The sequence below is a fragment of the Polynucleobacter acidiphobus genome, assembly GCF_003065385.1.
GTDB classification, from domain to species: domain Bacteria; phylum Pseudomonadota; class Gammaproteobacteria; order Burkholderiales; family Burkholderiaceae; genus Polynucleobacter; species Polynucleobacter acidiphobus.
This window is the reverse complement of record NZ_CP023277.1, coordinates 1,230,610-1,243,410: the sequence shown is the minus strand read 5'-3', so window position 1 is coordinate 1,243,410 and position 12,801 is coordinate 1,230,610. Positions and strand designations below refer to the sequence as shown.

The 12,801-nt window shown below is 51.6% G+C and carries 11 protein-coding genes; 10 read left to right on the top strand and 1 reads right to left on the bottom strand.

Features of this window, described 5'->3' with window-relative positions; translation table 11 throughout:
• From AOC32_RS06615 to AOC32_RS06580, 8 genes are all read left to right on the top strand, one after another.
• Complete coding sequence (locus tag AOC32_RS06615; protein ID WP_108508710.1) at positions 1–1,395, top strand: transglycosylase SLT domain-containing protein; 1,395 nt, start codon at positions 1–3, stop codon at positions 1,393–1,395.
• Between the two features lie 41 nt (positions 1,396–1,436).
• A complete protein-coding gene (locus AOC32_RS06610) occupies positions 1,437–3,314 on the top strand; it encodes a propionate--CoA ligase (protein WP_108508709.1) in 1,878 nt (625 codons plus the stop codon).
• A 190-nt stretch (positions 3,315–3,504) separates the two neighbouring features.
• On the top strand, positions 3,505–4,683 hold the full coding sequence (gene carA / locus AOC32_RS06605; protein WP_108509375.1) for a glutamine-hydrolyzing carbamoyl-phosphate synthase small subunit: 1,179 nt from the start codon (positions 3,505–3,507) through the stop codon (positions 4,681–4,683).
• Positions 4,683–7,931: a carbamoyl-phosphate synthase large subunit gene (gene carB, locus AOC32_RS06600; RefSeq protein WP_108508708.1), complete on the top strand. Its 3,249-nt coding sequence runs from the start codon at positions 4,683–4,685 to the stop codon at positions 7,929–7,931. The genes carA and carB overlap by 1 nt, the downstream gene beginning before the upstream one ends.
• Positions 7,932–7,969: 38 nt before the next feature.
• Positions 7,970–8,452 (top strand): transcription elongation factor GreA, encoded by a 483-nt coding sequence (gene greA, locus AOC32_RS06595; protein WP_108508707.1) that lies wholly within the window; start codon positions 7,970–7,972, stop codon positions 8,450–8,452.
• A 65-nt stretch (positions 8,453–8,517) separates the two neighbouring features.
• On the top strand, positions 8,518–8,772 hold the full coding sequence (locus AOC32_RS06590; RefSeq protein ID WP_108508706.1) for an AbrB/MazE/SpoVT family DNA-binding domain-containing protein: 255 nt from the start codon (positions 8,518–8,520) through the stop codon (positions 8,770–8,772).
• Complete coding sequence (locus AOC32_RS06585) at positions 8,772–9,098, top strand: type II toxin-antitoxin system PemK/MazF family toxin (RefSeq protein ID WP_108508705.1); 327 nt, start codon at positions 8,772–8,774, stop codon at positions 9,096–9,098. The genes AOC32_RS06590 and AOC32_RS06585 overlap by 1 nt, the downstream gene beginning before the upstream one ends.
• Positions 9,099–9,106: 8 nt before the next feature.
• Complete coding sequence (locus AOC32_RS06580; protein WP_234409716.1) at positions 9,107–9,607, top strand: DUF4149 domain-containing protein; 501 nt, start codon at positions 9,107–9,109, stop codon at positions 9,605–9,607.
• Here AOC32_RS06580 and AOC32_RS06575 read toward each other — a convergent pair.
• Positions 9,575–10,030 (bottom strand): YhbY family RNA-binding protein, encoded by a 456-nt coding sequence (locus AOC32_RS06575; protein ID WP_108508704.1) that lies wholly within the window; start codon positions 10,028–10,030, stop codon positions 9,575–9,577. The genes AOC32_RS06580 and AOC32_RS06575 overlap by 33 nt on opposite strands.
• 55 nt (positions 10,031–10,085) lie before the next feature.
• Here AOC32_RS06575 and AOC32_RS06570 point away from each other — a divergent pair, with 55 nt between their 5' ends.
• Together AOC32_RS06570 and ftsH are read left to right on the top strand one after the other, a co-directional pair.
• The gene (locus AOC32_RS06570) at positions 10,086–10,751 is read left to right on the top strand and encodes an RlmE family RNA methyltransferase (RefSeq protein ID WP_108508703.1); all 666 of its coding nucleotides are present in this window, start codon (positions 10,086–10,088) and stop codon (positions 10,749–10,751) included.
• A 162-nt stretch (positions 10,752–10,913) separates the two neighbouring features.
• Positions 10,914–12,800, top strand: coding sequence for an ATP-dependent zinc metalloprotease FtsH (gene ftsH, locus AOC32_RS06565; RefSeq protein WP_108508702.1), 1,887 nt, complete (start codon positions 10,914–10,916; stop codon positions 12,798–12,800).
• The last annotated feature ends 1 nt before the right edge of the window (position 12,801 follow it).

Below are 12,801 nucleotides of genomic sequence, written 5' to 3'. Positions count from 1 at the left end.
ATGATGCGCCGCTCACTCTTACTGATCGCCAGCGCAGTTGTTCTGGTACTGAGCGGTTGCGCCAGCACCTCGCCCGAGTGGTCTTCAAGCACTGATTCAAGGCGTGATCCGCGGGCTGCCAAAGCACCACGCGTGGATCTCAGTAAGCAATCGGTTAGTAGCATCATGGCGCCCTCGAATGATCTTTGGATCCAGATCCGTCAGGGCTTTCAATTACCCGAGCTCGATAGCCCCTTGGTCGAGCAGCAAACCCAATGGCTTGTAAAGCGCCCCGATTACGTTGATCGCTCAATGGCACGCTCCTCGCGCTACCTCTTTTACATTGTTGAAGAGGTCAATCGTCGCAATATGCCCACCGAGATTGCATTGTTGCCATTTGTCGAAAGTGCCTTCAATCCCGAAGCCAAGTCGACCGCAAAAGCGATGGGGATCTGGCAGTTTATGCCCAGAACCGGCCAAGACTTTAAGTTAACCCAGAATGTATTTCGGGATGAGCGGCGAGATGTCTTGCAATCCACGAACGCCGCTCTCGATTATCTCCAGCGCCTCTATAAACAATTTGGTGATTGGCAACTCGCTCTAGCTGCATACAACTGGGGCGAGGGGAATGTTGCCCGAGCGATTAAGCGCAATCAAGCCCAGCGTAAGCCTACGGATTATCAAAGCCTCACGATGCCGCGCGAGACCCGTGAGTATGTACCCAAGTTGATGGCCTATAAAAACATTGTGCAAAATCCAGCGGCCTACAACATCGTCTTGCCGGAGCTTGAGAACCATCCCTATTTTGTAGCGATTGACGTGACCCGCGATATTGATGTGGATGTTGCCGCCCAATTGGCTGAGATGTCCTTAGAGGATTTTCGTAATCTCAATCCGGCATTTAATAAACCCGTGATCTTGGCCGCAACCGATCAGCAAATGCTCTTGCCCTTTGCGCGTGCTGAACTCTTTCAGATGAATTTGGCCAGTTACACCAAGCCCTTATCGTCATGGACTGCATTGAAGGTCACCAAAAGCGAGACCCCCGAGCAATTGGCAAGCCGATTAGCCTTAAATCCCGAGACCATTCGGGATGTCAATAACATCCCCCGTGGCATGCGGATCCGGGCGGGATCAACCCTTTTAATCCCCAAACCCCCAGGAAAAGAGTCGGATATTTCCGAGTATCTGGCTGAGTATGGGCAATTGAAGCTCGACAAGGCAGTCCCGCCCAAACCCAAGACCAGTAAGCCAGCTCAGGCGAGTGCTGTAAACAAATCGGCCCCCAAAAAGGCCGCTAACCCCAAGACCGCAAGCACTCAGCAAAAATCCCCATCGACAAACACCGCAAAATCAGCGAAAACTGGAACTAGCTCCGGCTCTGGGGTAAGTGCCAGTGTAAAAACGGCTCCTTAATCCCTAGCCATTGATTATTTTTGCTGTGAAGGGAATGCAGGATGAGTACTGGCTACAAATCATTTCATGAGAACTCCATTCGGGATCCAAAATCATTTTGGTCCGAGCAGGCCAAATTAGTTGATTGGCATCAGCCGTTTTCACAAGTCCTCGATTATTCCAATCCACCGTTTGCGAAGTGGTTTGTCGGTGGGCAAACCAATTTGTGCCATAACGCCGTTGATCGGCATTTGAAGGATCGCGCTAACCAAATCGCACTGGTTGCAGTCTCCACCGAAACCAATCAGGAGCAGGCCTACACATTTGCAGAGCTGCACGATGAGGTCAATCGCATGGCTGCGATCTTGCAAGCCAATGGTGTGAAGAAGGGCGATCGTGTTTTGATCTACATGCCAATGATCGCGCAAGCCTGCTTTGCAATGCTCGCCTGTACCCGCATCGGTGCGATTCACTCGGTGGTGTTTGGGGGATTTGCATCGCATAGTTTGGCTTCCCGGATCGATGATGCGAAGCCCAAGATGATCATTACTGCCGAAGCCGGAATGCGCGGTGGCAAGGCGGTGCCTTACAAGCCACTCCTAGATGAGGCGATCACACTATCAACCGCTAAGCCTGAGAAGGTATTGATTGTGAACCGTGGTCTCTCGGAATACACCACCGTGGCCAACCGCGATTTGGATTACGCCACTGAGCGTGAGAAGCATCTCAATACCAAGGTTCCCGTCGAGTGGGTCGATGCAACCCATCCCTCCTATATTTTGTATACCTCGGGCACCACTGGCAAACCCAAGGGTGTTCAGCGGGATACCGGTGGGTATGCCGTTGCACTGGCAAGCTCGATGCGCCTTATCTTTGGTGGTAATCCAGGTGAGACCATGTTTACCACCTCCGACATTGGTTGGGTGGTAGGCCATAGCTACATTATCTATGGGCCATTGATTAATGGCATGGCCACCATCATGTACGAGGGCACACCCTTGCGCCCTGATGCGGGTATTTGGTGGAGCTTGGTTGAGAAGTACAAGGTATCGGTGATGTTCTCTGCCCCCACCGCAGTGCGGGTGCTCAAGAAACAGGACCCTGCCTTCCTCAGTAAATACAATCTATCAACACTGCGCACTCTGTTCTTGGCCGGTGAGCCGCTCGATGAACCAACGGCATCGTGGATTCATGATGCACTGAAGAAGCCAGTGGTGGATAACTACTGGCAGACCGAGACCGGTTGGCCGATTTTGGCGATTCAACGAGGCGTTGAGGTGATGCCACATAAATTTGGCTCGCCCGGTGTGCCGGTGTATGGCTACAACATGAAACTCCTCGATGAAGCAACCGGTGCCGAGTTGGGTCCTGATCAAAAGGGCGTGGTTGCGATTGAAGGGCCATTGCCACCCGGATGCATGCAAACGGTATGGGGTGATGATCAACGGTTTATCAAGACGTATTGGGAGACCGTACCTGGCAAGATGGTGTATTCCACCTTTGATTGGGCAATTAAAGATAAGGATGGTTACTTCTTCATCTTGGGCCGTACCGATGATGTGATTAACGTCGCTGGACATCGATTAGGAACACGCGAGATCGAAGAGAGTATCTCAAGCCATGCCAATGTTGCCGAAGTAGCAGTCGTTGGTGTGGAAGATCAACTCAAGGGGCAAGTAGCCATCGGCTTTGTGATCGCAAAAGATCCCAGTAAAACCGAGACCATGGAAGCAGAGGTCATGAAGACCGTTGACTCTCAATTGGGTGCGGTGGCACGACCAGCACGGGTGTACTTGGTGAGTGCATTACCAAAGACGCGTTCGGGCAAGATTGTGCGACGGGCATTGCAAGCGGTTGCAGAAGGGCGCGATCCTGGAGATATCAGCACGATGGAGGATCAATCCGTTCTAGCGCAGATCAAACAGGTGATTGGAAAGTAGCCGGGCAAGGCAAACCGTTTTGCGTGAAGGCAGGGTGAGGGGCAGAGAACTGGTATCATTACGCTATCAGTAACTAATAATTTGCCCTAGCGCTTAAAGACACTTACCTCCCCGCAATTTCGCCTCGGGTTTGTCTTTTGGGGCAAAAAGTGTTGGACGGCAACAGGGTATTGGAGATTGTTTGTCGCCCTTGCTTCCTTCCTTTCCCCCCGCTGTTTTAGCTCTTGCTGACGGCTCCATTTTTTCTGGTCAAAGTATCGGCGCTCCTGGTGAGACCAGTGGTGAAGTTGTTTTCAATACCGCATTAACCGGTTATCAAGAAATCATCACCGATCCCAGTTACGCACGTCAGCTCGTCACCTTAACCTATCCGCACATCGGCAATGTGGGTGTCAATGCCCAAGACGCTGAGTCAGCAAAAATCTATGCTGCCGGTCTCATCATTAAAGATCTGTCTGCACGTGTCTCGAACTTTCGAGCCGAAGATAGTCTCGATCATTATTTGCGCACTGCTAAGGTCCCTGGTATCGCTGGTATTGATACCCGTAAGTTAACTCGCCTGTTACGTGACCGCGGCGCTCAATCAGGCGCGATTGTGGCTGGCACGATTGGTGATGATGTCGATGCGCTTGCCAAGCGTGCATTAAGCCTTGCTAAGGCATTTCCGGGAATGGCAGGCCTTGATCTTGCGCAAGTGGTTACCACCAATGCTGCCTATGAGTGGCAAGAAGGGGAGTGGCAGTTGCATGGTGAGCATGGTAAGCCCGCATTCAGAGTGATGAAGAACCCAAGTAAGCGGGTTGTGGCCTATGACTTTGGTGTCAAGCGCAATATTCTGCGTATGCTGGCCGAGCGCGGTTGTGCGCTCACAGTTGTGCCTGCCAAAACCCCGGTGGCTGAAGTATTGGCGCTAAAACCCGATGGCGTATTTTTATCCAATGGCCCTGGCGACCCCGAGCCCTGTGATTATGCGATTAGTGCGGCTCAAACCATTATCAGTAAAAATATTCCGACCTTTGGTATTTGCTTGGGTCATCAGATTATGGGCTTGGCTGCGGGTGCGAAGACCTTGAAAATGAAGTTTGGGCACCATGGCGCGAACCATCCCGTAAAAGATTTAGACAGTGGTCGAGTAGCGATCACTTCACAGAACCATGGCTTTGCGGTCGACGCAAAGACTTTACCCGATGATTTGCGGGTCACACATATCTCTTTGTTTGATGGTTCCTTGCAAGGCCTCGCCTGGAAAGATAAGCCAGCCTTTTGTTTTCAGGGGCACCCAGAGGCTTCCCCAGGCCCACATGACATTGCCTATTTATTTGACCGCTTCATGCACTTCATGAATGCCGCTGGCCAAGGAGCTCGCTAATGCCAAAGCGTACAGACATTCAGAGTATTTTGATTATTGGTGCCGGTCCGATTGTGATTGGACAGGCTTGCGAGTTTGATTACTCAGGTGCGCAAGCATGTAAAGCCTTGCGCGAAGAGGGCTATCGCGTCATTCTGGTGAACAGTAATCCAGCGACCATCATGACCGATCCGGAGATGGCCGATGTGACCTACATCGAACCGATTACTTGGGAAGTGGTAGAGCGCATTATCGCCACCGAGAAGCCCGATGCGATTTTGCCCACCATGGGTGGCCAGACCGCACTCAACTGCGCTCTCGATTTGCATCGTCATGGCGTTCTCAAAAAATACAATTGCGAACTCATTGGTGCATCCCCCGAGGCGATTGATAAAGCCGAGGATCGTCAGAAGTTCAAAGACGCGATGACCAAAATTGGATTGGGCTCTGCCAAGTCTGGGATTGCGCATTCGATGGACGAAGCGATCGCGGTTCAGCAACGCATTCAGGCGGAGACCGGTAGCTCAGGATTCCCGGTGGTGATTCGGCCCTCGTTCACTATGGGTGGATCGGGCGGTGGTATTGCCTATAACCGCGAAGAATTTGAAGAGATTTGTAAACGCGGTCTGGATCTATCGCCAACGCGTGAGTTATTAATTGAGGAATCGCTCTTAGGCTGGAAAGAGTTTGAGATGGAGGTGGTGCGCGATCGTGCCGATAACTGCATCATCGTTTGCTCGATTGAGAACTTAGATCCGATGGGCGTGCACACCGGGGACTCCATCACGGTGGCTCCCGCACAAACACTCACCGACAAAGAGTATCAAATCATGCGTAATGCCTCAATCGCAGTCTTGCGCGAGATTGGGGTGGATACTGGTGGCTCGAATGTGCAGTTCTCGATTAATCCAGTCGATGGCCGCATGATCGTGATTGAGATGAACCCACGCGTCTCACGCTCATCCGCTCTTGCATCGAAGGCCACTGGCTTCCCCATTGCCAAGGTTGCTGCCAAATTAGCGGTGGGCTATACCTTGGATGAGTTGCAAAACGATATTACGGGCGGTGCTACGCCGGCATCGTTTGAGCCCAGTATTGACTATGTCGTCACCAAGATCCCACGCTTTGCCTTTGAGAAGTTCCGTGAAGCGGATCCACGCTTAACCACCCAAATGAAATCCGTGGGAGAGGTGATGGCAATTGGCCGTACCTTCCAAGAGTCATTTCAAAAAGCCTTACGCGGTCTTGAAGTGGGTGTCGATGGCTTAGATGAGAAATCCACCGACCTCGAGGACATCATTGCCGAGATTGGTGAGCCAGGCCCGGATCGCATTTGGTATGTGGGCGATGCCTTCCGTATGGGTATGGGTATTGATGAGGTTTACGAAGAGACCAAAATTGATCCATGGTTCTTGGAGCAAATTGAAGAGCTCGTTGAGATTGAGAATGCGGTTAAAGAGCACACCCTGCCTAGCCTTAGTGCCGCAGAGATGCGGTTCCTCAAGCAAAAAGGATTTTCAGATCGGCGTCTCGTTAAATTATTGAAAACCGATGCGACGGCGGTGCGTCAAGCACGTCATGGTCATGGCGTATTCCCAGTCTACAAGCGGGTCGATACTTGCGCAGCCGAGTTTGCAACCAATACGGCATATATGTACTCGACCTATGAAGCAGAGCATGGCGAGTGCGAGTCACAGCCTACGCAGCGCGAGAAGATTATGGTGCTAGGCGGTGGGCCTAACCGGATTGGCCAGGGTATCGAGTTTGATTACTGCTGCGTCCATGCGGCATTGGCAATGCGCGACGATGGTTACGAGACCATCATGGTGAACTGTAATCCCGAGACCGTGTCGACCGACTACGACACCTCAGATCGTTTGTACTTTGAGCCTCTGACCTTAGAGGACGTTCTGGAGATCGTTGCTAAGGAGAAGCCCAAGGGTGTGATTGTGCAATATGGTGGACAAACGCCACTGAAGCTCGCCCTTGATCTTGAGGCCAATGGCGTGCCGATTATTGGTACTTCGCCTGACATGATTGATGCCGCCGAGGATCGGGAGCGCTTCCAAAAGCTCCTGCATGACCTCAAATTACGTCAACCGCCTAATCGCACAGCGCGCGCTGAAGATGAAGCACTCAAGCTGGCCGAGGAGATTGGCTACCCCTTAGTCGTTCGTCCTTCCTATGTATTGGGCGGTCGAGCAATGGAGATCGTGCATGATGGGCGTGACCTCGAGCGTTACATGCGTGAGGCCGTCAAGGTATCGAATGACTCACCGGTATTGTTAGATCGCTTCTTAAATGATGCGATTGAGTGCGATGTGGATTGCATCTCCGATGGAACCCGAGTGTTTATTGGTGGAGTGATGGAACACATTGAGCAAGCGGGCGTGCATTCAGGTGACTCAGCCTGTTCATTGCCCCCATACTCCCTATCGAAAGAGACCATTGCCGAGCTTAAGCGCCAAACTGCAGCGATGGCCAAGGGTCTGAATGTCGTTGGTTTAATGAACGTGCAATTTGCGATTCAGCAAAGCGACGGTAAGGACACCATCTTTGTATTAGAAGTCAATCCACGGGCATCACGTACGGTGCCCTATGTATCAAAAGCAACCGGCCTGCAACTCGCGAAGATTGCTGCGCGTTGTATGGTGGGTCAGAGTCTCGATCAGCAGGGCATTATGGAGGAGGTGATTCCTCCGTACTACTCCGTTAAGGAGGCGGTGTTCCCATTTAATAAGTTCCCAGGCATTGATCCAATCTTAGGCCCTGAGATGCGCTCCACGGGTGAGGTGATGGGAGTTGGTAAGACCTTTGGTGAGGCCTTATTCAAATCGCAGTTGGCGGCGGGGATCAAATTACCGAAGAGCGGTAATGTGGTGCTAACCGTCAAAGATAGCGATAAGCCACTTGCCGTCGTGGTGGCCAAGCTCTTGCATGAGATGGGCTTTCCAATGGTCGCTACCAAAGGGACTGCCGCGGCCATTGCCGCAGCAAATATTCCGGTATCGGTGGTGAACAAGGTCAAAGAGGGTCGTCCTCACATTGTCGACATGATCAAAAACGGTGAGATTACCTTGGTGTTTACCACTGTGGATGAAACCCGTAATGCGATTGCGGACTCTCGTTCGATTCGAACTACCGCACAAGCCAATGGTGTGACCTACTACACCACAATTAGTGCGGCACGTGCGGTGATGGAAGGGATGCGGGCGAAGGATTCGCTCGAGGTTTATTCCTTACAGAATTTACACATTTCGCTTAGCTAGACTAAAATCGAGCTTCATCGATTTTAAGGTTGAGCAGTATGAGTACAAACACTATTCCTATTACCAAGCATGGCGCTGAGCTCTTGAAAGAAGAGCTCACGCGCTTAAAGCATGTCGATCGTCCCGCAGTGATTAATGCAATCTCCGAAGCGCGCGCCCAAGGTGATCTTTCGGAGAACGCGGAGTACGATGCCGCCAAAGAGAAACAAGCGTTTATTGAGGGTCGCATCAAAGAGCTTGAGACCAAATTATCGGCTGCACAAATTATTGACCCTGCGTTACTCGAAGCAGAGGGTCGGGTCGTCTTTGGTGCCACCGTTGAACTGGAAGATCTCGATGACGGTAAAAAAATGAGCTATCAAATCGTGGGCGATGATGAAGCCGACATCGCTGCCAATAAGATCTCGATTAGCTCCCCCATTGCTCGTGCCCTGATCGGCAAAGAAGAGGGCGATGTGGTGACCGTTCAAGCCCCCGCAGGCGCTCGGGAAGTCGAGATCCTCTCGGTTCGTTACATCTAGTTATATAAAAATATAATCTCTCCCCTGAATTTGTTATACTTCGGTATAACTTATTCGGAGGGCGTATGCATACTAATTTAAGAAAGGTTGGAGGTTCAGTGATGCTGGCAGTGTCCCCGGTTTTTCTCAAAGAGCTCAAGATTGAGTGCGGATCGACCGTTGATGTCGCTCTAAAGGACGGGCAGTTGGTCGTGCGACCCATTACCAAGCCTCAATATGAACTCGCTGATTTATTGGCGCAGTGCGATCCCAAAGCAAAAATGCCAAGTGAGGATCGGGTTTGGTTAGATAGCGCCCCCATTGGTAATGAGATTCTGTAATGAAGCGAGGCGATATTTATTTGGTATCTCTTGATCCAACGGCTGGCCATGAGCAAAAAGGGTATCGCCCTGTATTGGTAGTGTCACCAGCACCGTTTAATCAACTAACCAAGACCCCAATCGTTGTGCCGATCTCAACCGGAGGTCAGTTTGCGCGGGTGGCCGGGTTTGCAGTTGAGCTCATCGGGACCAAAACTGTTGGTATTGCTCGCTGCGATCAACCCCGCACACTTGACCTCGCGGCACGCAAAGCAAAACGCGTTGAGACCGTGTCGGCGGCTGTGATCGATGATGTCTTGGCTAAACTATCAACCTTAATGACCTAGTACGCACGATGCAAGCTCAATCCACCCAGCACCAAATTGCGCAACGCCTATTTCTCTTCATCAGTAGTCTTTGGGTTGGTAGCCTAATTACTGTTGGCTACTTAGTTGCGCCGACGCTATTTGCAACCCTCACCGATCGTCAGGTAGCCGGTATGGTGGCTGGTACGATTTTCCAGGTAGAGGCGTACGTGAGTCTGGTGCTCTGTGTGGCGCTACTGGTCTTAGCAAACCTCTTGGTAAGTCGTGGGTTGCAAGCCTATCGTGCGATTCGTTGGATTCTGCTTGCGATGCTTGTGTGTGCCGCGCTTGGCAGTTTCGTGCTCATGCCCTGGATGGAGAACTTACGCGAGGACGCCTTGTTACAAGGCATGCCAGTGATGTATTCACCGTCAGCGAGTTTGTTTGCTACCTTGCACGGCATTTCAAGCAGTGTTTTCTTGGTGCAAAGTCTTCTGGGTATTTATTTGGTTTGGCGATTAACCCAAAGCCGCTTTTTTGGGGCTAGCTAAGCGAGTCTTGCGGCGCTTTGGTTTGCTGGTGCTGGCCACGGCTGCTTTTTTGAAGCCCACACGCGAGCCACTGCCGCGTTGATTGCTGCGAGCGGTTTGATAGGCGCGTGCTACTTTTTTAGTGGGGACTACTTTCTCAGGCTTTGATGCGACAGGGCGCCACACCACAAGGAGTTTGCCAATGTGCTGAATCGGGGCGGCACTCAACTCATCGCATATCGATTCATACATTGCAATACGGGCATCGCGATCGTCACCCAGTACGCGGATCTTAATCAGACCATGGCTCGATAGGGCACGATCAATTTCTTTGCGAACCGCGGCTGTGAGACCTTCGTTACCAATCATGACGACGGGGTTGAGGGCGTGGGCTTGCGCGCGGTGAGCCTTGCGTTGCGCTGGTGTGAGTGAAAGAGCAGTCATCCCTGCATCATAGATGATTTGCACTGTGCAACCCAAAACAAGGACAATAGCGTTTGTGGCAAAGAACAAGTTCAATAAAAATTGGTTGCACGATCATGTCAATGATCCCTACGTCAAGCTCGCGCAGAAAGAGGGCTATCGTGCGCGGGCGGCCTATAAGCTCTCGGAGATCGATGAACAAGATCATCTGATTAAAGCCGGGATGACCGTAGTTGACTTGGGAAGCGCCCCAGGTAGCTGGAGTCAGTACATTCGCAATCGCTTAGTGCAGCTTCGCAAACATCCAACACCCGAGACTGCCGGTAAGCCCGATGGTTGCATCATCGCTATTGATCTCTTGCCGATGGAGCCCGTGGCGGATGTCACCTTTATTCAAGGCGATTTTCGAGAGGAGGAGGGCTTGCAGGCGCTCGAGGCCGCTTTGCCACCGGAGGCAAATGGCAAAGTTGATTTAGTACTCTCCGATATGGCCCCCAATCTCTCAGGCGTCGGTGTAGCCGATGCTGCGCGGATGGCCAATCTCGCGGAGCTCGCTTTGGAGTTTGCCAAAGAGCATCTCAAGCCCGATGGGGCACTTTTGATCAAGTGCTTTCATGGGAGTGGCTATAGTCAAATAGTTGAGGCATTTAAGGGGGTATTTAAGACCGTTTCCCCCCGTAAACCCAAGGCTTCACGGGATAAATCCTCGGAAACCTTTCTGCTAGGGCGCTATTTGAAGTAGGGCAAATCGCAGAGATTGCCCACAAACCATAGAAAACCCAGCATTTTTAGGATAAATTAGACCTCCAACCCTTGAATTTCAACGGGAGTAGAATCAAATACATAGGGTGAGGTTTGGTTCTCAACCCCGATAACTCCCGGATTGATCCGGCAAAGGTGTATTTTGAATAACAATATGTTCCAAAAAGTGGGTGTATGGCTCATCGTGGGCCTGGTTTTGTTTACTGTCTTTAAACAGTTTGATAAACCACGGACTCAAGATCAGGTCACGTATTCCCAATTTATGGATGATGCCAAGGCTGGCAAGATCAAGCGCGTGGATGTGCAAGGTCGTACCCTGCAAATCACCCCAGTTGATGGCAACAAATACTCGATCATCTCCCCAGGCGATATCTGGATGGTGGGTGATCTCATGAAATACGGTGTTCAGGTCACTGGCAAGACCGAAGACGAACCCAATTTATTGGTCTCTGCACTCTATTACTTAGGACCTACCTTATTAATCATCGGCTTTTGGTTCTTCATGATGCGCCAGATGCAAGGTGGCGGTAAGGGTGGTGCGTTCTCCTTTGGTAAATCCAAGGCGCGTCTGATTGATGAGAACAGCAATTCAGTGACCTTTGCGGATGTTGCGGGTTGCGACGAGGCCAAAGAAGAAGTATTTGAGATTGTCGACTTCCTCAAAGATCCCCAAAAGTTCCAAAAGCTTGGTGGTCGGATTCCACATGGCGTACTCTTAGTCGGTCCTCCTGGAACCGGTAAGACCTTATTGGCCCGTGCGATTGCAGGCGAGGCTAAAGTACCATTTTTCTCAATCTCAGGCTCCGACTTCGTTGAGATGTTTGTGGGTGTTGGTGCTGCGCGCGTACGCGATATGTTTGAGAACGCTAAAAAGCATGCACCTTGCATCATCTTTATTGATGAGATCGATGCAGTAGGTCGTCATCGTGGTGCTGGCATGGGCGGCGGTAATGATGAGCGCGAGCAAACCTTAAACCAAATGCTCGTCGAGATGGACGGCTTTGAGACCAATAGCGGTGTGATCGTGATCGCTGCGACCAACCGTTCGGATGTTCTGGATCGCGCCTTACTACGCCCTGGTCGTTTTGACCGCCAAGTGCATGTTGGTTTACCTGACATTCGGGGTCGTGAGCAAATTCTGCGCGTGCATATGCGCAAAGTGCCAATCAATGCCGACGTTGATCCTGCGGTCTTGGCTCGTGGTACTCCTGGGTTCTCGGGTGCTGATCTAGCTAACTTGGTCAATGAAGCGGCTTTGTTTGCAGCGCGTCGTAGTAAGCGCGCGGTGGATATGCAAGACTTCGAAGATGCCAAGGACAAGATCTATATGGGTCCTGAGCGTAAGTCCGCTGTGATGCGCGAGGAAGAGCGTCGTAATACGGCTTATCACGAGTCGGGTCATGCGGTGGTGGCAAAGATGCTACCCAAGGCTGACCCGGTGCATAAGGTAACCATCATGCCGCGCGGTATGGCGCTTGGTGTAACTTGGCAGCTGCCGGAGTTTGATCGGGTCAACTTATACAAAGATCGCATGCTCGAAGAGTTAGCCATCTTGTTTGGTGGCCGTGCTGCTGAAGAGGTGTTCTTGGGCTCGATGAGTACTGGAGCATCGAACGACTTTGAGCGCGCTACCAAAATGGCCCGCGATATGGTGACTCGGTATGGCATGAGCGATAGCTTGGGTACCATGGTCTATGTCGACACGGAGCAAGACAGCATGTTTGGTCGCATGAACAGCAAGACCGTATCGGAGCTCACCCAACAAAAGGTCGATGCCGAGATTCGGACTCTGATTGATAGCCAATACGCACTCGCCAAGAAGATTTTGGAAGAGAACCGTGACAAGGTGGAAGCCATGGTCACCGCACTCTTAGAGTGGGAGACGATTGATTCTGAGCAGATCAATGACATCATGGCAGGGCGCACACCGAAGCCACCTAAGCCAGTCACCGCGACTGCCTTTGGTAACTCTGCGGGTGGCGGTGGTACGCAGGGTCCAGCGGCAGGTAGCGCACCCGCAACCGCGTAAG

What these genes read in the sequence shown, in the direction of transcription:
- AOC32_RS06615 (WP_108508710.1), top strand. Translation starts at nt 1, where the DNA reads ATGATGCGCCGCTCACTCTTACTGATCGCCAGCGCAGTTGTTCTGGTA.
- AOC32_RS06610 (WP_108508709.1), top strand. Translation starts at nt 1,437, where the DNA reads ATGAGTACTGGCTACAAATCATTTCATGAGAACTCCATTCGGGATCCA.
- carB (WP_108508708.1), top strand. Translation starts at nt 4,683, where the DNA reads ATGCCAAAGCGTACAGACATTCAGAGTATTTTGATTATTGGTGCCGGT.
- greA (WP_108508707.1), top strand. Translation starts at nt 7,970, where the DNA reads ATGAGTACAAACACTATTCCTATTACCAAGCATGGCGCTGAGCTCTTG.
- AOC32_RS06590 (WP_108508706.1), top strand. Translation starts at nt 8,518, where the DNA reads ATGCATACTAATTTAAGAAAGGTTGGAGGTTCAGTGATGCTGGCAGTG.
- AOC32_RS06585 (WP_108508705.1), top strand. Translation starts at nt 8,772, where the DNA reads ATGAAGCGAGGCGATATTTATTTGGTATCTCTTGATCCAACGGCTGGC.
- AOC32_RS06580 (WP_234409716.1), top strand. Translation starts at nt 9,107, where the DNA reads ATGCAAGCTCAATCCACCCAGCACCAAATTGCGCAACGCCTATTTCTC.
- AOC32_RS06575 (WP_108508704.1), bottom strand. Translation starts at nt 10,030, where the DNA reads ATGACTGCTCTTTCACTCACACCAGCGCAACGCAAGGCTCACCGCGCG.